At 69.4% G+C, this 23,283-nt stretch carries 11 protein-coding genes and 1 CRISPR repeat array (1 of these 12 running past the window's edge); of the genes, 4 read left to right on the forward strand and 7 right to left on the reverse strand.

Annotated elements, in window-relative coordinates:
* A CRISPR array of direct repeats spans positions 1–3,957; the repeat unit is 29 nt; unit sequence GTGCTCCCCGCGCACGCGGGGGTGGTCCC; it begins 524 nt to the left of the window's first position.
* A 6-nt stretch (positions 3,958–3,963) separates the two neighbouring features.
* The 7 genes from ACI2K4_RS29430 to ACI2K4_RS29460 form a co-directional block, all read right to left on the reverse strand.
* Positions 3,964–11,880, reverse strand: a complete 7,917-nt coding sequence (locus ACI2K4_RS29430) for a hypothetical protein (RefSeq protein WP_404515999.1) — start codon at positions 11,878–11,880, stop codon at positions 3,964–3,966.
* A gap of 341 nt (positions 11,881–12,221) precedes the next feature.
* On the reverse strand, positions 12,222–12,500 hold the full coding sequence (locus tag ACI2K4_RS29435; RefSeq protein WP_404516000.1) for a hypothetical protein: 279 nt from the start codon (positions 12,498–12,500) through the stop codon (positions 12,222–12,224).
* A gap of 114 nt (positions 12,501–12,614) precedes the next feature.
* Positions 12,615–13,385 (reverse strand): hypothetical protein, encoded by a 771-nt coding sequence (locus tag ACI2K4_RS29440; protein ID WP_404516001.1) that lies wholly within the window; start codon positions 13,383–13,385, stop codon positions 12,615–12,617.
* Between the two features lie 171 nt (positions 13,386–13,556).
* Entirely contained in the window at positions 13,557–14,186 is a 630-nt protein-coding gene (locus ACI2K4_RS29445; RefSeq protein ID WP_404516003.1) for a hypothetical protein, read from the reverse strand.
* Between the two features lie 74 nt (positions 14,187–14,260).
* Positions 14,261–15,379, reverse strand: a complete 1,119-nt coding sequence (locus ACI2K4_RS29450; RefSeq protein ID WP_404516004.1) for a peptidoglycan DD-metalloendopeptidase family protein — start codon at positions 15,377–15,379, stop codon at positions 14,261–14,263.
* Positions 15,380–15,384: 5 nt separating this feature from the next.
* Complete coding sequence (locus ACI2K4_RS29455) at positions 15,385–15,924, reverse strand: hypothetical protein (protein ID WP_404516005.1); 540 nt, start codon at positions 15,922–15,924, stop codon at positions 15,385–15,387.
* 265 nt (positions 15,925–16,189) lie between these two features.
* A complete protein-coding gene (locus ACI2K4_RS29460; protein ID WP_404516006.1) occupies positions 16,190–18,640 on the reverse strand; it encodes a tetratricopeptide repeat protein in 2,451 nt (816 codons plus the stop codon).
* Between the two features lie 714 nt (positions 18,641–19,354).
* Between ACI2K4_RS29460 and ACI2K4_RS29465 the strand changes: the two genes are divergently transcribed.
* The 4 genes from ACI2K4_RS29465 to ACI2K4_RS29480 are packed head-to-tail and all read left to right on the forward strand — an operon-like array spanning position 19,355 to position 23,276.
* Positions 19,355–19,651, forward strand: a complete 297-nt coding sequence (locus ACI2K4_RS29465) for a hypothetical protein (protein ID WP_404516007.1) — start codon at positions 19,355–19,357, stop codon at positions 19,649–19,651.
* Positions 19,648–20,424 (forward strand): hypothetical protein, encoded by a 777-nt coding sequence (locus tag ACI2K4_RS29470; RefSeq protein WP_404516008.1) that lies wholly within the window; start codon positions 19,648–19,650, stop codon positions 20,422–20,424. Before ACI2K4_RS29465 ends, ACI2K4_RS29470 begins: the two co-directional genes overlap by 4 nt.
* Before the next feature lie 3 nt (positions 20,425–20,427).
* Complete coding sequence (locus ACI2K4_RS29475) at positions 20,428–21,774, forward strand: hypothetical protein (protein WP_404516010.1); 1,347 nt, start codon at positions 20,428–20,430, stop codon at positions 21,772–21,774.
* Between the two features lie 5 nt (positions 21,775–21,779).
* The gene (locus ACI2K4_RS29480) at positions 21,780–23,276 is read left to right on the forward strand and encodes an SCO6880 family protein (RefSeq protein ID WP_404516011.1); all 1,497 of its coding nucleotides are present in this window, start codon (positions 21,780–21,782) and stop codon (positions 23,274–23,276) included.
* The last annotated feature ends 7 nt before the right edge of the window (positions 23,277–23,283 follow it).

Consider the following 23,283-nt stretch of genomic DNA (forward strand, 5'->3'; position numbering starts at 1 on the left):
GCTCCGTCCAGGAAGCCGCGCACTGGTGCTCCCCGCGCACGCGGGGGTGGTCCCCCGTTGTCCAGGATCTGCCCGGCGGCACCGCGGTGCTCCCCGCGCACGCGGGGGTGGTCCCGAAGTTGATGGTGGTGGCGACGTTGGCGAGCAGTGCTCCCCGCGCACGCGGGGGTGGTCCCGTGTACGCGAGTCGATGGTGTCGAAATTGAGCGTGCTCCCCGCGCACGCGGGGGTGGTCCCCGAAGACGAACACCTCGGACGGCTCTACCCCTGTGCTCCCCGCGCACGCGGGGGTGGTCCCCTCGGCCTGCTCGCCTGCTGTGGCCGGGCGCGCGTGCTCCCCGCGCACGCGGGGGTGGTCCCACGTGGTCGCCATGGACGGTCCTCGCGGCTTCGTGCTCCCCGCGCACGCGGGGGTGGTCCCCCCGTCCTACCTGCCTGATGGCCAACTTGGCTGGTGCTCCCCGCGCACGCGGGGGTGGTCCCACCCCAACGCCCGCGCCTGAGGGTGTGACCCCGTGCTCCCCGCGCACGCGGGGGTGGTCCCTTCGGACCCAAGTCGCTCGCCACCGAATGCTCGTGCTCCCCGCGCACGCGGGGGTGGTCCGACGGCTCCCTCGGCCTGCACCCAGCGGCCTTCGTGCTCCCCGCGCACGCGGGGGTGGTCCCCCTTGGCAAATCGTTGTCTTGCTGGTTGTCCTGTGCTCCCCGCGCACGCGGGGGTGGTCCCTCCCGCCAGACCGAAATCGGGTCGTATCGGGTGTGCTCCCCGCGCACGCGGGGGTGGTCCACAGCGTGGTCGACGGCTCTGGGACGACCTGGGGTGCTCCCCGCGCACGCGGGGGTGGTCCCCCCATGCCCGGTACGGTCCTCGGCCTGTCGCCGTGCTCCCCGCGCACGCGGGGGTGGTCCGGTGTCGCTGATCGACTTGGCGAAGGTTGTGGCGTGCTCCCCGCGCACGCGGGGGTGGTCCCGACGAGCTCCGCGTCGGCATGTAGCCAGTCTTGTGCTCCCCGCGCACGCGGGGGTGGTCCCGTTCAGCGAGCCGACCAGGACGCGTCAGGGCGGTGCTCCCCGCGCACGCGGGGGTGGTCCCTGCCCAGCTCGCTACCCTCGGGGTCCGGGTGAGTGCTCCCCGCGCACGCGGGGGTGGTCCCGTGCCCGGCATTGATTCGGATCTGCTTTTCTGGTGCTCCCCGCGCACGCGGGGGTGGTCCCTCCCTCACTAGCTGGGCCGCATGCTCCAGGTCGTGCTCCCCGCGCACGCGGGGGTGGTCCTCCGGGCGTCGGCACGCACGGAAGGGAAAACACGTGCTCCCCGCGCACGCGGGGGTGGTCCCGACCGCGGCCCCGCTCTCCCATCGCGGAGAGCGTGCTCCCCGCGCACGCGGGGGTGGTCCCATCCTCGCCGGGTACGCCACCGGCCAGACCGTGTGCTCCCCGCGCACGCGGGGGTGGTCCCGACCGCGGCCCCGCTCTCCCATCGCGGAGAGCGTGCTCCCCGCGCACGCGGGGATGGTCCCAAGCGGGACTTGGTCCCGATGGTCGCCAGGTTGTGCTCCCCGCGCACGCGGGGGTGGTCCCGTCTGCTTCATCTCGTCGTCCAGGTTCAGATCGTGCTCCCCGCGCACGCGGGGGTGGTCCCTCGGCCGGCAACAGCGTGGTCCGGAACTGGTTGTGCTCCCCACGCGCGCGGGGGTGGTCCCCGCGACGGCATGGACGCCGGCCTGGCCAGGGTGTGCTCCCCGCGCACGCGGGGGTGGTCCCACCCGTCAGGGCGCCCGGGATCCGGGCAAAAGGTGCTCCCCGCGCACGCGGGGGTGGTCCCCGGAGGCTGGTGTCGCCCTTGCCGTTGTAGGCGTGCTCCCCGCGCACGCGGGGGTGGTCCCTGGTGGATGGCAGCGCCCACCATCGGGTCAGCGTGCTCCCCGCGCACGCGGGGGTGGTCCCGACCACGCCGTCTTCGATCTCGGTCGTGGTCCGTGCTCCCCGCGCACGCGGGGGTGGTCCCGTGGCCGAGCGCGCCGCGGCGCAGGTATTCATGTGCTCCCCGCGCACGCGGGGGTGGTCCCACCGACAGCCGCCTGCCGTCCCAGTGGATATCGTGCTCCCCGCGCACGCGGGGGTGGTCCCGCGCGCCCAGTGCCCTCGGTCTGCTGAAGGGTGTGCTCCCCGCGCACGCGGGGGTGGTCCCGTGCAGGACCGGGACCTGTTCGTGCTCAAGTAGTGCTCCCCGCGCACGCGGGGGTGGTCCGGCCCATCTTGGCGTTGCTTGTGGTCTGGAAGCGTGCTCCCCGCGCACGCGGGGGTGGTCCGTGGTCGATGACCAGGCCCGTCGCGATCGTCGTGTGCTCCCCGCGCACGCGGGGGTGGTCCCTCGCCGAGCTGGCCGCCTGCCCCCTCGTGAACGTGCTCCCCGCGCACGCGGGGGTGGCCCCGACGGCGGCGCGACACCTGGCCGGGTGTCGCGGTGCTCCCCGCGCACGCGGGGGTGGTCCCGCGAGGTAGGTGCCATCGGCGCTGTCACAGCCGTGCTCCCCGCGCACGCGGGGGTGGTCCCTGTGACGCAGATCGTGCCAGGTCGGATCATCCGTGCTCCCCGCGCACGCGGGGGTGGTCCCGCGCGGAAGAACGCTGCCCGGTCGATGGTGCCGTGCTCCCCGCGCACGCGGGGGCGGTCCCATCGCCTCGCGCTGCCTCTGCGTATACGTCGTGTGCTCCCCGCGCACGCGGGGGTGGTCCCACCGTCGCGTCCTCGGCGGAACGGGTGCGGTCGTGCTCCCCGCGCACGCGGGGGTGGTCCTTAGGCGCGATTAACAGGGAACAACACTGCTTTGTGCTCCCCGCGCACGCGGGGGTGGTCCCGTCACCGGGGTGGTGGTCGGGTTCGCCGCCGAGTGCTCCCCGCGCACGCGGGGGTGGTCCCCGGCCAGGGCCATGCCGCCCAGGTACCGTCTGGTGCTCCCCGCGCACGCGGGGGTGGTCCTGGGACGAGGCGAAGTTGCTCACCACCGGCGTGCTCCCCGCGCACGCGGGGGTGGTCCCGGCAGCCTGCTCGACGTGATCCAGAAAGTGCTGTGCTCCCCGCGCACGCGGGGGTGGTCCCGGCTGTCCGTCGAGTGACACCGACACAGTGCTGTGCTCCCCGCGCACGCGGGGGCGGTCTGAGGTATCGCGCTGTCGTCCATAAGATCCTTGAGTGCTCCCCGCGCACGCGGGGGTGGTCCCATCGCCCCGCTCCGCACCCTGGGCGTCGTGGTGTGCTCCCCGCGCACGCGGAGGTGGTCCTAGTCGCGCGGCCACGTCGAGCTTGTGAACCATGTGCTCCCCGCGCACGCGGGGGTGGTCCCCGGTGTGGCCGACAACGGTCGGCACGGTCGTCGTGCTCCCCGCGCACGCGGGGGTGGTCCCGAGTTCCGCGAGCAGGGCACCGTTCCGACGTGGTGCTCCCCGCGCACGCGGGGGTGGTCCCAAGCGGATTGCCCACAAGTGGGGTCGCATCATGTGCTCCCCGCGCACGCGGGGGTGGTCCCGACCGGCTCTGGACGATCACGGGTAACAACCTGTGCTCCCCGCGCACGCGGGGGTGGTCCCGGCAGCCGGAGCAGCAGCCCGTACCGGCCAAGGTGCTCCCCGCGCACGCGGGGGTGGTCCCGGCATGTCGTGGAACTCGGGGTGAAATTCGGTGTGCTCCCCGCGCACGCGGGGGTGGTCCCTGAGTACCGGTCAGACCTCTTCGTGTTCGTAGGTGCTCCCCGCGCACGCGGGGGTGGTCCCTATCTGCGGATCAGCTTCGCCACCACCCCCGCGTGCTCCCCGCGCACGCGGGGGTGGTCCCGGAGCCCCGAAGTGACCGCCGTCCTGACCGCCGTGCTCTCCGCGCACGCGAGGGTGGTCCCTGCCATCCCGAGCCCGGGCGAGCGCCGTGCCCGTGCTCCCCGCGCACGCGGGGGTGCTCCCCGCGCGTCACCGACCGCGGCCGTTGCGCACAGCGGCGACTGGCGCAGCGGAATCTGCCGGGAAAAGATTGGACCCGGCGTCCGGAGCCGACGACGCGGTTGCGTGGCCGACCCTTGCCAGGGCTGCGGGCTCTGAACGAGCGCCAATTTCCGCGCCCTCACGCGCTGGCGATTTGCCCGAGGCGGAGTCCTGTCTGGTAGGTGCGCCAGCCTTGCTCGCGACGACGTCGCGGTAGCGGTCCCAGCTATCGCCTCGGTCCGGGTTCCCCTCCGGGCAGTGCACCTCGGCGTCATCGAGCCGCTCCAAGGCGGCGTCGAAATCGCCGCGTCGCATCGCGTCAGTAGCAGCCTCGAATGCCTTCCGAGCGGCCTTGCGGTTGATCTCGTGAATGCGTGCGTCTCCGAGGCGCTCGCCCTTCAGCACCTGTGGGTTGTTGCGGACGTAGGTCTCCATCCATGCCCACTCCTGCGGTGTCGCACGTGCCGCTTCGGCGGCGTACCTCGTGCCATCGCCGGTGATGTGGTGGTAGCCGGGTCCGTACTGTTCCAGTGCGAGCACCAGTTGACGCTGCCGCACCTGGGATCTCCGATCAACCGATGCGTCTTCCTCGGGCGTGCGCTGCTCTGGCTGCGAGACGTTGGTCGGCGGTCCGGACGCCGGTTGGTCGTTACCCGGCCCGTGCGTTTGCACGTACTCCCGGCCGGCGTGCCACTCGGCGAGGGATAGGACACCACATGCCCGCGCCTCATCAAGCCAATCCAGTGCGCCGGCAACGTCGCCTGCCCCGTGGGCCGTCTCCGCCTCCTGAAATGCCTCCTCGCCGCGACGCTGTCGGGTCTGGTCCCACTGCGCGGGCGTGCGGTACGGCAGTTCCAACACCTCGGGGTGGTCAGCGATGCAGCCCTTGATCCACTCCAGTTCCTCCGGAGTCGCGTCGACCATCTCCGCGATGTAGCGGTGCGCGGCTCCGGTGCTTCGGTGGTAGCCGGCGGCGTGTTCCTCGATCTTGAGCATGATCTGTCGGCGGCGGATCTGCTGCTCTCGTCCTTCGAGATCGGCGTTGACTGCGTCGGCTGCCGATTCCGCCTGCCCTGCAACCGGCCTGCAGGCTGCGTGTTCGGGCACCGTGTCGTGGTCAGGGTTGTCGTTCGGCTCCTCGCCGGACCCGTTCGACGGTCCTCCAGCGGGCTGGATCGCCGCTGGTACAACCTCAGCCTGTGCCAAGGGGGCTTGGCGATCGGCGGCAGATCGGATCGCGGTGTGAACCGCCTCGGCCGCAGCTACCTGCGTCGCGACCTGATCCTGCTTGTTGCCGAAGTACGCCCACCGGAGGAGGTCGGGGCGTTCCTCGAAGGCGTCCATGAGGGTGTCGGCGAGGATTTTGGCGAACGGGTGCTCGAAGTTGTCGAGCGGGTTGGCGAGCGCCCACATTTGCGTCTGCGGGTCGTTGGCCAGTCCGGTCATCACGTCGGATAGCCAGGTGATGTCGGCGGCGCTTGCTCGTGCGCCGGGACCGGTCGCCCAGGCGTCGAGGTTTACCACGGCAACGATGGCCGGTGACGTTGGCGTGGCGGATTGTGCTGGCGGTACGGGTTCGGGTGGGGGCGGCGCGACGGCGGCGGGCTGGCTGGTTGTCTGGGCGCGTGCCCCCGGCCAGCTCGGAGGCTGGTCGATCGGGGCGAGGACGCACCGGCCGAGTTCGGTCTGCCGGTGGCCGTCCGTGGTGTCGTGGCCCTTGATCTTGCCGGTGACGTGGACGTACGTGCCGGCCCGGAAGGCGTTGAGGTTGGGGGCCCGCCACGTCCACAGGTTGCCGGTTGCGTCGGCTAGGTAAAGCGTGGTGGCAGCGGACTGGGCGCCGCGCCGTTGGCGGTTGTAGCTACGCGCGGCAAGAACTCGTGCGTCGAAGCTGACCTGGTCACCTTTCTTCCCCTGCCAGCTTGAGGTTGCGGTGGTCTCGCGGATCGCGCGGTCTTGTAGGTGCCGCTCGTAGCTGGAGACGGCGGAGACCAGGGTGGCGAAGTGGCGTGCGCTGACAGTGTTTTCCGTGGCTGCGACCCGCAGTTGGTAGGCGTAGTCACCGGCGTCACGGTCGGGTAGCGCGACCGCGTACTCGCGTGCCGCCGCAGCGTAGGCGCGGGTTTCGTCGGTGACGGCCGCCTCCAGGTCCTCCCGCAGCCCAGCGGCGTCGTATCCGTCGCCGTTGATGGCGGTGTCCACGATGGCGGCGGTCGGCACGAGTTTGCCGGCGCTGGCGTCGGCGTCCCGGCGGGACACCCACCCGTAGGTGTGGATGGCGGCGGCGGCGAGGGTGAGGACTTGCATGGTGTCGTTGCCGTCGGGATTTCCGGCTCGGCCGGCACGGATGATGGCCGGATCAACGCGCCTCGGCGCCGCTACGGCCCCGCCCGGAGCGTAGGTCGGGGTCGCTGCCGGCTCGGACCTGCTCGCTGTGGCGATCTGCGTGTTCACTTCCTCCAGCCGGCCTCGGGCGGTACGCAGGGCGTCGGTGTGTTTGAAGGGTGCGTCCAGGCCGCCCGTGATCCGGTCTCGGTCCTGCTCCTTGGCGGCGAGGTCGCGTTGCAGCAGCCCCACAATGGCGTCGAGCCCCCGCAGGCGCTTTTCCAACCGGCCGACCAGGTCGGCGTTGTCCAACTCGGTGGGCGACAAAGCAAACTCCGCCCGGGGCAGGTCGGGCATGTTGACGTACAGCAGTCGCCGGTTCTGGGCTTCGATCCACCGGTGTTCGGCGACGACCGGGAATCCTCCGATCGCGGCAACCTCCTGCTCGCCGCGCGGTGGCGGCACGGTGAGTGCCTTGAGTGCGTCATGCAGAAGCGCGTTGCCCTGCTTCCGTTCTCCGGCCCGCTGGCCGAGCACGATGACGTGGAACTTGTCTCCGGTGGTGTCGACCCGGCGCGCTTGGGCTGCGACGGCCTCCTCGATCTGGGTCCGCAGGATGGTGATGTCCTCCTCGCGTTCGCGACGGACCCAGGCCATCCGATCGCGCTCGCGGTGGTGTGAACGTTCGAGCCGCTCCAGCTTGGTCACTTCGGCTTGCAGGGCGGCCTGGTCGAGCAGCAGCGGGTTGCCGGTGGCCAACGCTTTCACTTCGTTGTACGACAGGGCGGCATCGCCGATGTCTTCGATCTCGCGGACGTCGAGTCTGCCCCGCATAAGCTGCGCGATGAACTCGGCTTTCCTGGCCACCGTCTGCCACATGAAGCCGTCGAACGAGCCTTCGGCGACGTACCGGATGATCTCGACTTCGCTGCTCTGGTTTCCTTGCCGGAGAATCCTGCCCTCCCTCTGCTGAAGGTCTGCGGGCCGCCAGGGGCAGTCCAGGTGATGCAACGCGACCGCGCGAGCCTGGACGTTGGTCCCCACGCCCATCTTCTCCGTGGAGCCGACCAGGACGCTGATACGTCCGTCGCGGGCGGCGGCGAACAGTGCGGCCTTCTCCACATCGCTGCCGGCCTCGTGCATGAAGCGGATCTGCGCCCGGGGCACCCCACGGGCGACGAGTTGATCCCGGAGTTCTTCATAGGCGTTCCATCCGGCGGCCGGCACACCGAGATCGCTGAAGACGATCTGGAGCACGCCGGGGCGCGAATGGGGTTGGCCGTCGCTGTCGGTGAAGATGTCGTCGCGGTGTTCGGCGTAGATGCGGGCGATCGTCTCCGCTGCGGCGGTCAGCTTGCTGGGGGCCTCCCGGTCGATGGCGCGGATGCCGAGCAGCGCCGCTTGGACCTCCTCGCTGAACGGCCCTGCCCACAGCAGCTTGGGTGGGCCGGCGATCGGGCCTGGCCATGCCGTCTCCGCCGCCCGCGCCCCGTCGTGGCCGATGTGCGGTCCGGCGGGTGGTTTCTCGCTCCACAGGCCGGCTAGCTCCGAGGCGAGTCGCTCGCGGATCGCCGGGTCCGCGAGACGGTCGTAGGAGTCCATCAGTTCGGCGAGCTGGTCTGCGGTCAGCGGGTTCTCGTCGTCCGCCTTCCGATACGCGGCTGCGAGCGTCTGTTGGAGGGTGTGCGGCAGGTCGCCGTTCCAGATCACTCGGCCGTTGGCGTCCCGAACGCTTTCTGGCCACTGGAAGCTCGCCCATACCCGTGGGTCCGGTGGTTCTGTGGCCCATTGGTCGATCAGCTCCTCGGCCACCCGCTCCCGGACATCGGCGTAGCCGAGCCCGTCGTAATTGGTCAGGGTGTCGAGGATCTGGCCGCTCGTCAGCGGGCCGGCGCTCCAGTAGGGAGCGTCGGCGAGGCGGAGCAGGGCTTGTTCCGTGCCGTGGTCGAACTGCCCCGACCACAGCGGCTCGCCGTCTTGCCACAACTCGGTGGGCCACGCTGCCGTGGTGAGGTCCAGGGGGTTGGGCCGCTGTCGGGCCCACATCCCGGCGAGGTTGGCAGCCAGCTCCGCGATGGCACCTTCGTCATCGAGCACCTCGAAGCGGCGCACCACGTCGGCGATCTCGTCTGCCGTCGGTGGCACCAACCGTAGGTCCATGGCGGCGGAGCGGCCATTGTGTGTGATTTTCAGCAGATTGTCTTCGGTTGGATCTACATCACCGCGGCGGACCTTGTCGGCCCGGTCGACCAGAGCGGTGAGGTAGTCGCCCAGCTCGTCGCTGGCCGGAACGACCACCGTACGGGGCAGGCGCTGGCCGTCCTCGCGCTGTTTGAGGGCGGGCACGGGCAGGGCGAGGTCTTCGGCCGTCTTCACGTCTGCGACCTGGTGCAGCAGTCGCAGCAGCTCCGGCACGTTGTAAAACTTGGCGAACCGGCTGTTCATTCGCAGGCCGCCACCCTCCGGGACGACCTCGATTCCCTCGACCGTCTCGCCGAACGTCGCCGCCCAGGCGTCGAACTCGTCGATGTACAGGGCACGCATGATGTCCGGGGCGAGGTACATGAGCATGGTGTGGACTTCGCCGAGGGAGTTCGCGACGGGGGTCGCGGTCGCGATGGTGCCCACCCGGTCGCTGGTCTCGCGCAGCCACCGCAGTTTCATGTCCAAGTCCGTGGACCTGTTGGATCCGGGAATTCCCATCCCCGGGATGCGGCTCGATCGCTCCAGGTTTTTGAACAGGTGGCCTTCGTCAACGAAGACGTAGTCGACGCCCATCAGTTCGAAGGTCAGGCCGGGATCCTTCTTGGTGGACAGTTTCTTCTTGATCCGCTCCTCGGCCCGGCTGATGGCGCCTTCGAGCTGCTTCACGAGCCGCTTCTGGTCGGCGGCCTTCGCCGACGCCAGCCGCCGATCCAGCTTCTCGATCTTCGACTTGAGGTAGGTGCGCTGGTATTCGGGCGACATGGCCACCTGCTCGAAGGCGCGGTGGGTCATGATGACGGCGTCCCAAGCGCCGGTCGTCACCCTGGCCTGGAACAGCCTGCGACGGTCGGCGGTCAGATCCGCGCTGCTGGCCGAGAGCAGCCGCGCCTGGGGGTACAGCTGGAGCATCTCCCTGCTGAATTGCTCCAACATGTGATTAGGGACGATGATCAGTGGTTTCCGGGCGAGTCCCAGGCGGCGAAGCTCCATCGCCCCCATGACCATTTCGGCGGTCTTGCCGGCGCCGACCTCGTGCCAGAGCCCGACGGATGGTTCGTTGACGATCCGGGCGACCGCGCTGTGCTGGTGAGCGTGTGGTTTGAAGGTGAGGGCCAGGCCGGGCAGGGTCAGCTTCGCTCCGTCGTAGGAGCGCAGGACGAGGGAGTTGAACCGCTCGTTGTAGATGGTCAGGTGGGCGTTCGCCCGTTGTGGGTCCGCCCACAGCCATTCGCTGAACCGTTCGTTGATCTCGGTAGCCTTGGTCTGGGCTGCGAGAGTGGCATCGGCGTTCAGGCGGCGCTTGTCCGTTACCGGGTCAACGTCGTACACGCGCACCGGCCGCTGCTTCAGCAGGTCCTCCGCGAGGTCGACCGCGGATCTGCGCTCGGTGCCCCACGTGCTCGTCGCGAGAGTCGTGGCGCGGCGCTTCGAGGAGACGGCCCAGTCCGTTCCGCCGTCACCGTGTTCGACCGTGATCGTGGGGTCGTCCAGGAGTTCCTGAAGAAACTGCTCGACGGTACTGCCGCTGACCCAGCTCGCGCCCAGGCGAACGCGGATTTCTTCCGGGGTGAGGTCGACCGGTTTGACGGCGGTCAGCGCGTCGACGTTTGGCGCGTACCGCTCGTCTTCCTCTGCTGCGGCGCGGGCCTGGTTCAGCTTGACCCTCACGTTGCCGGACAGGTATTCCGCCGCCGGGACGAGTTGGTCCGTGCCGGGCTCGTCGAAGGCCAGGGTGCCCAGTTGCTGGCGCGCTTCGGTCTCGTCAACGCCGAGCAGCCATGCCACCCGCTCCAGCGTGACCTGGCCGTACACGTCCTGGCAGATGGCGATGGCGTCCTCGGGCGTGTCCGCACCGAGCTTCGGCGCGCGGGGTGCGATCGCACGGGTGGTGAAGATGTCGGACTTGTAGGCGATCTGGGCGCCTTCGTCGAAACGCTCCAGGGCGTACACCAGGTTGGCGAAGGGATCGGTGCGGAATCCGCCCTGGGCGGGCGCGACCCGCCGCAGGATCGGTTCGCCGGTCTCCTCGTCGACCTTGCCTGTCTTGTAGGTGTTGTACCGGTTGATCGGCCCGAACCGGGCGGTGTATCCGTGGTAGCGGCGCCCTAGCTCGGTACGTAGGTGGTCGATCTCGTCGGTGTCGTCCAGCGTCGCTGCCTCTGCCTCCAGCAGCCGCATCGCGATGTTCCGCAGCCGCAGCAATTCGCGCAGCTCATCCGCCTGTGTCTTTGGTGGTACGTGGGGCTGCGGTTGGCCGTCGACGACTCGGGTGAACCCACCGTCGTTGAGCATCGACAGGTAGCCCTCGGGCTGCTGCTCGGCAGCTGCTACAAACGCAATCGGCTGCTGCTTGGCCCGCGGAACATCGCTGTAGGTCAGGCCCTGGGCTTGAGCCTCATCGACGATGTCTCGCAGAGCTGCTCGTAGCGCTGGCGCGCAATCGGGATCGCCGACGACGGCCAGTTCGTCGGCACGGTGAATGCCTCCCGCGCCGAGCCGTCCCAGCACACGCTCCGGGCGGTCCAGAAAGTAGCCATTGACAGGAAATTCCTCCTCACCCGTGGTGAATCGGCGGGTGGTCTCCCACTCGTGCGGACGGGTGGCCGGGCGACCTTCCTCGCGGCGACGGAGGATCAGCACATCTACGACTGCGTTGGTGCCGCTGGCCTTGGCCAAGGCGCGTGATGGAAGCCGCACGGCGCCAACGAGGTCAGCGAGTGATGCGATCTCCCTGCGTGCTGCTGGGTTGGTGCGGTCCAGGCTGTAGTGCGAGGTGAGGACTGCCATGAGCCCGCCCGGTCGCAGCAGATGCAAACTCTTGATCATGAAGTGATCGTGAATACGGTGTCCGCCGGGGTTGTGCCGCCGATCGGTCAAGCTGACCATGCCGAAGGGGACGTCGCCGATCACCAGGTCGAAGGCACCGGTGGAGACCCGGGTGTCTGCGAAGCTCTCGTTGAAGATCCGAGCATCGGGGTACAGCGCCGCGCTGATGGCCGCGGTTGTCGGGTCCAGCTCAACGCCGACCATCTGCGCACCATCGGGTGCGAAGCCGATGAAGTTGCCGCTGCCAGACCCAGGTTCGAGCACCTCGCCGCCGGTGAAGCCGAGCTGCTGGACCGCTTCCCACACGGCTTTGACGATTGAGGCATCGGTGTAGTGGGCGTTCAGGGTCGTCCTTCGTGCGGCACGCCACTCGTTCTCGTCGAGTAGGTCGGCAAGCTGCTCGCGCGCCCACAGGTACGTGCTGTGCTCGTCGCGGTCCGGATCGAAGATGGCGGGAACGGCGCCCCATCCCGACCAGCGGGCGAGCATCCGTTGCTCGTCCTCGGTTGCGGGCCGCTGCTCGGCCTGCACGGTGCGCAGCATGCGCAAGGCGGCGATGTTCGCCCTGATCTTTGCGATATCACCGGGCGGCGCGAGATCGGACTGTTCCGCCGGCCGGAATCTCGGCGCGCTCGATGCCGCTTCTACATCCGGCGACTCGGATCCGGCGGAGTCCGCCGATCGAACGGGGGCGTCGTCCTCCGGCGTGGCTGGGGTAGCCAGTGCGACGGGCAGCAGTTCCGCCAGCTCGCGGAGGAGATCGCCGGCAGGGGTAGAACTCGTCGGGGTGCGGTGAGTCGGCTGGGCGACGGCTTGCGCGGCGACGTCGGAGGAAACCGTCGCCCCCGGGAGCGGTGAAGCAGCCCCCGGGGCGATCGGTGCGACGCCCCCTAGCGGGTCGGGCTGAGGTCGGTCTCCGGGGCGGGCAGCATCTCCCGCAGGACCTGACCCTCCGCGGTCGACTGGGCCATGTTCAGTCGGCCGACCTTGTCCAGGTACGTCTCCTGCTCCGGATCCTGACCGGCCAGGGTCCTGGTCAGTTCCTCGATCTGCTGGCCGATCTGCTCCCCCAGCTCCGTGAAGAACTGGTCCGGGTTCTCGATCTCCCGGTACCGATTCGGCAAATGGCTCTGCCAGTGCCTGCGTGCTCGCGCTCCGTACGGGTTCACTCGTCTCCACCTCCAACTCGTCGGTGCCGTCCGGCTCCGACGCAGCACGCGCCCAGAGGTAGTCGTCGAACGACAGCTGTCCGGCTATCTCCTTGCGCCTTCTGGCCAATGGAATCACATCCCCCGCGGCCTACGGTCGCCCTTATCAGGGCCGTCGCTTCGGGGCATTTGCGCCGCTGAAGGGGCGTCCTCGGACGCACCGCGATCGGCAGCCGCCGACGGCGGCGGCTCGCTCGATCCGGCGAGCCGGGCGAGCCGGACAGGGTGTCGTCCAGGCCGCTCGTCGGCGACCGCGCGAGCCGAGTCGGCGAGGTCGTCGAGCCAAGCGAAGGCTGGAATCTCGTCGACCGCGCTGGTCGCGGAGATCTCACTGTTGCGAATCGAGTTGACGATGCGGTTGGCTGCCCAATACGCCTGCCTCCAGCCGTCTTGGAGTCCGTGGGACCAGGCGACGTTGGCGGCTACTGCCGCGCGTTGCGCGTCGGTACCGGCGCGGAGGTCACTGGACGCGGCGGCATGTGTCCGCCGCCGCGGCCGGTTGGCCGCGTCCTCCGGTCCCGGCTCGTGGCAACGCCGGACTTCGGTCCGGGCGGCGGTGGTCAATTGAGTGAGAAGTCCACGCACGACACGCCCCGGGTCCGTGTCGTCGTTGAGGCGGGTGCTCGCCGCACGGGCCGCCGTGCTGATGTGCTGCGCCACTGCCTCCACCCCGCCTCGCCGTCCGGCGGCGAACCCGAGGGGGTACACAACATCGACGACGGCGCCAGAGGCGTCCTGGCGCCGTTCGCTGTCGGCGGCGAGGATGGCTTCGTTCCAGGCGGCGGCTGTTCGTTCGGCGATGTCAGCCGGGACGGGCCAGGAGGCGTTCGCGGAGTACGTGGGCAAGTGAGCGGCAACTGTGGCCGGAGTGAGCGGTCGGGGGCTCACGGTCGCCTCCCCGAGGAGGCAGGGGCAGCATCGACCCCGGCCGTGATCGGGGTGGCCGATCGGCTGTCCGCGGTCTGTGCGAGGTGAGGTTGGCGCTGCGGCGGCGCGGACATGTTGCGGCTCCTTCGGCTAGCGGGCGTGCGGGCGGGAAGCCGTCTGGTGCATCGGCACCGCGCTCGGTTGAAGGGCTGGGGTCGCTGCGGTAGCGCCCGAGGTAGCCGTCGGTGGGGCGGCGAAGCTCAACTGGGCAAGACTGCGTGGCGGAGCCGGAGCTTTGGCGTTCTGGGCGGTGTCCGCGCCGGGTGCCGTGGCGCCCGGCTCACCTGCCAGTTGGGCCTCGCCGACGGTGGGCCGAGGGCCGGCTGCGGTACGGACGAAGGCGCGGGCGGAGTCGGTTTGCAGCGGGCCGTTGGCGGCGTCGGTGAGCAAGGTGAGGGTGTTCGGGCTGGTGCGCACAGCCACCCATGGCCGGTCGGCCAGGCCAAGGTGGTCCACCATCCCCCGGGTGATCCGTGACCAGTCGTAGTTCGAGAGGTATCGCTCGCTGGGTTCAGTCCGCAGGGCGAGCGCGGTGACGCGACCGCGGTTGGCGAGCCGCCGCACGTCCTCGCGCCAGTTGTTCGGGTGCCAGCCACCGCCGACATCAACAACCTGGGTGCTGCCCGATTGTGCGGTAGGAACGGCCCGTCCCGCCGCTCCTACCGCGATCGAGGCGGCGAGTCGACGCGAGGACTGGGGGTCGTAGGTGTTGACCAACATTCTTTGTGCCTCCAGGTAAAGTCAGGTCTTCGCGGGCACCGGGTGGAGCGGCGGGCCGGGGCGTCGGCGGTGGACTACCGCCGCATGTGCACCCCGACGGCGTCCATGAAGGGCAATGGGTCAATGGCGTTGTCGGCGGTCAGGGGCGGCGCGTTTCGATGCACCTCGAAGTGCAGGTGCGGGCCGGACGAATGGCCGGTGCTGCCGGACCACGCGATGAGCTGCCCGGCCTGGACCTGGGCGCCTGCGGATACGGCGAGGCGTACCGCGTGGCAGTAGCGGGTGCCGATGCCGTTGCCGTGGTTGATGTTGACGATGAGTCCGCAGCCGAGCAGGCTCGGGTTCCCGGGCCGGTTGCAGTACGCGCTGTCGCATCCGGCGGACAGCACGACTCCGGCTGCGGCTGCGTAGATCGGAGTGCCCGTGGGCACGGAAAGGTCGACGCCGTCATGGGTGGGCCTGGACGGTGGCCGGAACCTGCTGACCAACTCGTAGCTGTCGGCGGGTAGGGGCAGGCGCCAGGCCCCGGTGCCCCCGACCGCGAGGGTGTACTTGCCGATGCGGGAGCGAACCTGCTGCGGGTAGTCGTGCGCTTTACCCGCAGCGGGCACGCCTCCGGCGGCAAGGATGCAGCCCCGGCCACAGAAGTAGGCGGCCCAGGCAATATCGAGCGGGTCGCCGGCCAGCAGGTCCGCGTCGATGTTGCGGGTGGCCCACCCCACGTGGTCGCACATCAGGCGGCCCATCGCGTAGATGGCGTCCTCGGGGTCGTCCGGCGCGTTGCGGCCGTCGCTGTCGTAGTCGTCGCCCCAGGTCGCCCAAGTCCCAAGCTGGAACTGGGCTATGCCGATAGCGTTGCCTCCGTGCTCGGGTGGGTTGCGGGCGACCGCGTCGGCGTTCCAACTGCTTTCCAGATCAATCTGGGCCGCGATCATCGGCGCCGTGACTTGTGGGCAGATCGATCCGGCGCGAACCACCCATGGGGCGAGATAACGAGCGTCCGGAGGGATTGCGTCGACGTTGAGTTGGCCGTTGGCGGGGGCCGCGACCAGAGCGGGGCTCGCGGCGAGCAGGATGGCGGCGCCTGAGCTCACGAACGCCACCAGACCGGCGCCCACGGCGAGCACGCCGACAAGCAGCAGCACGACAAAACGAGTCGAGGTGTTGTTGGCCTGCCCGTTCTTTTCGGCCATCTCGGTCAGCCGATCTCGTAGTCGCTGATCCGCCAGCCGACCGTGGTCAACCGAAGGGTGCATACGACGGTGTGGCGCTCCAACGGACCGCGCCAGCCCTCACGCCCTACCGGCTGACTCGTGATCAGTACGGTGCGGTGCTGCTGCTCAGCGGTGTCTGGCGGGAGCGCGTCTCCGGCGTAGGGGCCGATCTGCACATCGGTGGAGGCGCCGTGGAGCGCCCATTCCTGCCACTGCGGTGTCTGTCGGACTGAATCGCGGACCGTCGCCGCAGCCGCCAAGGTGGCGTCCAGGTATGCCGCAGTCCGCTGGTAGGCATCGGCGGGCCCCTGGTCAACAGCGGTGTCGATGCGGTGCGCGGCGATGGCGAACGCCTCGCACACCGCTGACGGATCGCGGTAATCGACCGATGGATCAACAGCGAGTGGGGCGGGCGTCGCGGATGCCTGGGGCCGGGGCTGCGGTCTGGTTGCGGAACACGCCCCGAGGAATCCGGCGGTGAGAGCGATCGCCAGCAAGAAGGGAAGTCGACGGGTGAGGATCATGCTGGTCACGCTCACGGCCGCCCGTTGCCGGCGGCGCTGCCGTAGCTCCCGTAGCGCCGCCGTCAAGGTATAAGCAGCAGCCGAACCTTGACCGGTGGCCTGGACAACACTCTGGCGCATCCATCTCGAGCTGGCACAACGTTCAATGGTTCCTAGTTACCGAATGCGACCAGGTGTCGCCGATGAGGACGCCGCAACTCGGCCTTGGTAAGCGGTGAATCGCCCACGTCGTTCATAGCGGTTCGGCTGCCGGCGGGTGACGCCTCTAGCTGGAATAGCGCTCGGCCTCACCGCGCCAGTGGGCGAGGTTAGCGTCGGTGGTGCGGATGAAGGGGTGATCGGGGCCGAGGACCCGCAACTCGTCGGCAAGCAACTGTTCGAGGGCGGAGACGGCACCGGCCCGGTCCCCAACGAGCCCTCGCCATTCAGCGAGGTTAAGACGGGTAGCGAGGGTGTGGAGGTGATCGGAACCAAGGACCCGCAGCTCGTCGGCAAGCAACTGTTCGAGGGCGGAGACGGCACCGGCCCGGCCGCCAGCGTGCCCTCGCCAGTGAGTAAGGTTAGTACGGGTGGCGAGGGTGTTGGGGTGATCGGCGCCGAATACCCGCACATGATCGGCTAGCAGCTGTTCAAGGGCGGCACCGACGCCGGCCGAGTCCCCAGCGAGCCTTTGCCAATAGACAAGGTTGGTACGGGTGGCGAGGGTGTCGGGATGATCCGGGCCGAGAACCCGCACATGATCGGCCAGCAGCTGTTCAAGGACGGCGACGGCGCCGGCCCGGTCCCCAGCGAGCCCTCGCCAGTGAGCGAGGTTAGTACGGGTGGCGAGGGTGTCGGGATGATCCGGGCCGAGAACCCGCACATGATCGGCCAGCAGCTGTTCAAGGACGGGAACCGCGCCGGCTCTGTCCCCTGCAACCCTGTGCCAACGGGCGAGGTTAGTACGGGTGACGAGGATGTCGGGGTGATCGGGATCGAGGACCCGAAGGCAATCATCGAGCAGCTGTTCGAGGGTTGCGACCGCGCCGGCCGGATTCCCGGCCTCACCCTGCCAATGAGCGAGATTGCGCCGGCTGGCAAGAGTTTCAGGATGGTCGGCACCGAGGACCCGAAGGCAATCGCCGAGCATCCGCTGGAAGGCGACGGCGGCGGGTTGGACGAGGCCGGCATTGCCGAGGCTGTTTGCCGCGGTGAAGAGCAGTTTGTGCGGGTCAGGAGTAAGAAGTCGCTCCCCGATGTTGTCGTGTAGCGCGCTGCTGTTGGCCCGCAGGGTTTGTACGTATTCCTGGGCGCGCTCGACCTCGGGCCAGATGGTGATCAAGGCGTCGGCGGTAGTGCGGCCGATGGCGGCTAGCTGGTCGGGTTCGAGTTGGCTACGGGCGGCTCGTTGGATGAGTGCGTGGACGCGGACGCTGGCCGTGGTCTGGTCGTGAGTGATCAGGTTCAGCCGGTGCAGATTGTGCAGCGCGTCGTTGACGGCCTGCACGTCAACACTCGGCTCGCTGGTGGCAGCCGTCCGCGCACCGGCGTCCGCGATGGTGCAGCTGAGGTAGTCGCGGACATCTGCGGTGGTAAACAACGCGACCGGGATGCCGTTGGGGTCGAGGAGCGCGGCAACGTCCAGAAGAGGCCGGCTGAGACCTCGGGGTGGGCTGGCGTCGGCAGCGTCGATCGATAGTGCCCATGTTGCGGCGAAGGTCGTGCGGTGCTCGTCGGGCAGGGCGTCGTCAGACGGGGCCAGGTCGGCGAGACGTTCGCGGCGGTCGGCGAGACGACGGCGGTAGGTAACGCAGTCAATGCCGCGGTCACGGATAAACGCCGCCGCCTGCGCCACCGCGATTGGTAGTCGACCCAGGTCAGCAGCGAGTCTGGCTAGTTCGTCGCCCTCGGTTGGGGCGCCAACGGCGTGGGAAAGGTAGGCAATGGCCTCGCCAGGCGTAAACAGATCCACCGTGATCATGATGCGGCTATCTGTGCGCAGGACGGCATCGCGACGGCGGGTGGTGACGACAGTACGGCCGTTGTGGTTGGCCGGGGGCCACCAGCCCGTGGCGTCAGCCGGGGTGTCGAGGTTGTCCAGCACAATCAACCACCGCCGGTCCGTACGCTCCAACCAGCCAGTCAATCGTTGCGCCGCAGCCTGCGAGTCGGTGTCCAGGCTGGCTAGACCCAAGGCGCGAGCGGTCTCGGCGTAGGCGGCGACGATGGCGTCCTGGCCTGCGGCGGTCACCCACACAAGGACATCGAGCTCACCGGACGAGGCGAGGTCCCGGGCGAACTGGGCAGCGAGCTGGGTCTTACCAACCCCACCCATCCCGGACAGGACCTGCGTCAGCACCGCCGTGCGCCCGGACCGCGCGGCCCGGGCCAAATCGATACGGCTGGACCGGTCCTGCAACCACGCCGCGGGTGACGGTATCCGCCCAACCTGGACCAAATCTCCAGTCGGGCCGGGCCCTCGCTTGGGCTCGACCCGGGAGCGTAGGGCGGCAACTGCGGCGATGGTACTGATCAGCGACAGCACTCCGCTGACGATGCCGGTGATCCAACCGGCCTGTTCGGTGCCCTTCCACCCAAACTGCGGCACCGCCCACCAGGACGGCGACCACCAAGCCGTTACCGCCACACCCGCGAGAAGCACCGCGACGACAGCCAGCACAATTCCGGCACGACGCAGCCGTCGTGACCGGCGACGCCCAAACACCCGACGAGTCACTTCACCATCATTGCGTCGATAATCCCGCTCCTACATCGACCACCCAGCACCACTGGCCACGCCTATCGGACAGCGCTGGTCCGGTGACCGGGCGGGTAGCGGTTCCAGAGCCCGGCTGGCAGGGCGCGCTGCCGGGTCGTCATGGTCTGGTCGAAGCCGAGTGCACCAGCAATGCCCCAAAGCCGAGGCGTGAACAAGTGTCTCAGCGCGGAGACGCACGCTTGATCACGGTGCCGCCAACGGATCCAGCACGGTAAGGAGTCGGCACCATGACTAGTCGAGCAGGGTGTTCAGCGCAAGGCCGACGAGAAGTACAGCGGACAGCTCGGTACATGGGCGCCGAAAAGGCACGCGGTAGGCGTCCGCCTCGCCGACAGTCACGGCCTGCGGCGAGGGAGGGGCAGGACGCTGCCGGGCCAGTCCCGATCCGTTCACGAACCGCAGAAGCCATCGCACCCACCTGGTCATGCGCGGCGTCGCCGAGGAACCGCCGTTCATGCAGAAAGTTGGGCTCGTGGTGGTCCGACCGGCTGGCCGTTGGGGTGCCTGCCATGCCAGCACCGAGCCGACGGCAACTAGCGACGATAGCTACGCGTAGCGCCCCGTAGCGGGGCCGCTAACTCCGGCGGAAACCGTAACGGCCCCGCCCTCCCACGAACGTCTCCGGCAGCGGCCCAAACGAGGCCGCATTCGCATGTCGGAGGAGCGATCAGCATGTTGCTCAAGCTCGTTGTTGCCGGCCAAGCGGTGCTCGCCGCGGACGCCCCGAACCCGGCTCCGTCGCCGCCACCCGGTATGCAGGAGGTGGCCACCGATTTCCTCGGTTGGGGGAAGTGGATCTTGCTGGTGGCCGGTGTTCTCGGCTTCATGATCTGCGCCGGAATGATGATCATCGGCCGGCGCAACCGGTCGCAGACCGCCGTGGATGGTGCGGCCGGTGTGCCCTGGGTGCTCGCTGGGCTGGCGTTGACCAGCCTGGCCGCCGGAATCGCGACGGTGGCCCTGGCATGAGTCGTCGACGCTTCCAGCATGCGGCGCCCCGGCGTCGCGTTCATCCCCTGGCCATCACTGCAGCTGGGTTGGCGCTGCTCGTGCTGGCATCGTTCGCGGTCGCCCGCAGCGGCGGCAAGCCACGGCAGCAGCAGACCCTGCCCAATCAGCAACTCATCACGGTGCACCCGCCGGCCGGCGATCAAGAGCCTTCTGCACCGCAGCAAGTGGGTGTCGACGTCCCCTGGCCGAACGATTTGACCTGGATCACCGTGGCCGGGCTCGATCTGCCCGTCTCCGCCACGGCGGGTCCGCGTGACCTGTCGAACGGGCGGGCAAGGGGCTTCGCGCACACACCGCCCGGTGCCGTCCTCGCGACTCTGCACCTGTTGGTCCGCACCAGCCCGCAGGTGGGATCACGAGTCTGGGAACCGACGCTGCGTGAGCAGGTCGTCGGACCGGATGTCGCCGCGTATGTCGACGCCGTCGCCCAGAACTACGCGGTCGCCCGTGAGCAGTTGCAGATCCCGTACGGCGACCCACTGGCGCCCATCTACGCATCGATCGCCGGCGTACGGATCGATTCGTACCACCCCCAGGCAGCCAGCCTGCGGCTACTCATCGAGGCGCCGGACGGCGAGGGAGGTGTCGCCCGCGCCGCCACCATGGTGCAGGTCTCCTGGTCGGGTACGGATTGGCAGCTGATCGCCCCGCCACGGGGTGACTGGTCCACGGTGCGTGCCCTGGTCGGCCCCGCCGTCGTTCGCGGCTACACGCCGCTGCCGGGCAGGTAGGCCATGTGCGACGCGTGGGATCTCAAGTGCCAGTTCAAGGAGGGCGCGACCGAGGTCGCCGGGGCGGTTGCCGACAGCATGATCGGTCAGCTCGCCGCCCTGATCGGCGAGGCGCAGTCCACCCTGATCACGTCAACGATGACCTGGTGGCTGTACCTGCCACCGGTTGACGTCGAAAACGCGCCGGCAGCGCGAACCGTCCAGCAGTGGATGCTGCCGATTGCTCTGCTGATCTCCGTCGGCGGGATCATGTGGCAGTCCCTCCTGCTGATCATCAACCGGAAGGGCGAACCGCTCGTCGCGGTCGTGAAAGGGCTGTTCACGACCGCGCTGTTCGGGGCGGTGAGCCTCACCGGAACTCAAATGCTGCTCAGAGCCTGCGAGTCCTACACCGAGTGGGTGCTCACCTGGGGCATGGACTGCACCCCGGGCATCGGGCAGGACCCTGGTTGCAAGACCAACGCGCTCGCCGAGCGGATGCAACTGATGCTGCTTCCGGTCGGCCCCGGCATCGGCAACCTCCTGGTGGTCGTCGTGGGGCTGTTCGTCCTCGTCGCGACCATCATGCAGGCGATGCTGCTGCTGTTCCGCAACGGCGCCATCATCATCCTCGCGGGGATGTTGCAACTCGCTGCCAGCGGCAGCTTCACCGCTGCTACGTCCAACTGGCTGCGACGGGTACTCGGCTGGCTACTCGCCCTCACCTTCTACGAGCCGTTCGCCGCCACCTCCTACGCGGTGGCGTTCATGCTCGTCGGCGACCGCGCCAACCGGGACATCTCCACCTGGTTCACCGGCGCCGGCATGCTCGGACTGACCCTCGTCGCACTGCCGGCCATGATGCGGTTCTTCAACTGGACGGTGGGTGCGGTCCAGCAGTCCGGTAACTCCGCAGGCATGCTGGCCGCTGCGGGCGCTGCCGGTCTGCACGCGATGGCTTCGAACCGTGGCGCGGCCGGCATAACCGCGACGGACTACGCCCGGGACATGGACCGCCGTAACCCGCCGTCCTCCGGCGGCAACGGTGACAGCGGCTCGGGGACGCCCCGTCCGACACCGCCGACGTTCAACGGCCCGGCTCCCACCGCGAGCGCCACCCCGTCGGCGGGCACCACGACCGCAGCCACCTCGAGTACCGCAACCGGTAGCGCCACGACCGCGACGGCCGCCGGCAGTAGCGCCGCGGCGGGTGCCGGTGCGGGCGCTGCGGGTGCCGGCGCGGTCGGGGCATCGGCCGCCGCAGGTCCCGCCGCGCCGGTCGTCGCCGGTGTCGTCGTCGGCGCCCAGGTCGCCGGGGCGGCAGTCAAGTCGGCAGCGAGCACAGCCGCCCGTTCGACGGAAGACAGGTGATCGAGATGCCCGCTGATTCCTCTGTCAGGGAGACGCGGACGTACGGCGGATGGCGTCGGGCCAGAACCATGGGCCTGTTCGGGCTCGGCTTCGGCCAGACGATGGTGGTTTTCGCGGCGATGACCGTCGCCCTGATCACGGTGTCGGTGAGTCTCCCCGCCGCCGCCGTGGTGGGCCCGGTCTGCCTGATCATCATCATCGGCAACGTCGCCCAGTGGGACGGTGTGTCGCTGGCGCAGGCGCTTGTGCAGCGCTTTCGCTGGGTCGCCGGTACCGCGCGCGGTCAAACGACCTATCGCGGCGGTGTGATGTCGGCCGAGGAGCACGCCTGGCAGTTGCCGGGCGTGCTCGCCCCCACCGTGCTGTTGTCCGCCGAGGACGGCCACGGCGGCGTCTACGGCGTGGTGTGGCATCGCCGGCTGGGGACCATGACGGTCACCCTGCGCTGCGCCGCCCAGTCCACCTGGTTGGCCGACCCCACAGCAGCGTCCGCGTGGGTGTCGAACTGGGGCGGCTGGCTGGCCGGGCTCGGCCATGTCCCGATGGTGCGGTGGGTCGCGGTCACCGTCGACACCGCACCGGATTCCGGTACCCGACTGGCGGACTACATCACCGGGCGGCTGGCCCCGGACGGGCCAGCGGCAGCGGTGCGGGTGCTTCAACAACTCGTCACCGCCGCTCCGCAGGCCGCTGCGGATGTGCAGACGACCGTGTCGATCACGTTCGACCCGGCCGCGTCACCGGCCCGCCCCAAAACGGTGCCGGAATGCCTCACGGAGGTCGACCGCGCACTGCCTGGCTTGCAGGACGCACTGGCTGCGTGCGGGCTGACGGTTCTGGGCAGGGCCACAGCCACGGAAATCGCGGGGACCGTGCGGCACTGCTTCGACCCGAACAGCCGCGGTGACGTGACCCGGTTGCTCAGCGCCGATCCTGGCACGGCGGCAGACCTGCTGGACTGGAGCAACGCGGGTCCAGTTTCCGCCGAGGAGCACCCAGACCGGTACGAGCACGACGACAACACCAGTGTGACCTGGGCGTGGCACGAGGCGCCGCGCCAGCCCGTCACCCATCACGTGCTCGCCCGGCTACTCGCCCCTGGCGACCATCCGAAACGGGTCACGCTGATGTACCGGCCGCTGACCGCCGCGCAGGCCGCTGGTGAGGTCGAACGACAGGTCAACGCGGCCCAGTTCCGTGGGGCGTACCGGCGAGCACGCAAGCTCGACCCCACCGCCCGGGATCTCGCCGACCACGAGCAGGCCACGCAAGCCGCGCGAGAAGAAGCGCTCGGAGCCGGCGTTGGCCTGATCAGCCTCTGGGTGACGACCACCGTGCTCGACCCGGCCGACCTTGGTCGCGCCGTCGCCGACGTGGAGAGCCGCGCGGAGACCTGCAAGGTCAGGCTGCGCCGCGTATGGCGCTCCCAGGCCGCCGGCTTCGCGGTCACCCTGCCCGCCGGGATCTGCCCGCCGGTGCTGGCCCAGCAGTGGCCCCACTGACCTCTTC

Source organism: Micromonospora sp. NPDC050397 (assembly GCF_044901685.1).
Taxonomy (GTDB): domain Bacteria; phylum Actinomycetota; class Actinomycetes; order Mycobacteriales; family Micromonosporaceae; genus Micromonospora_G.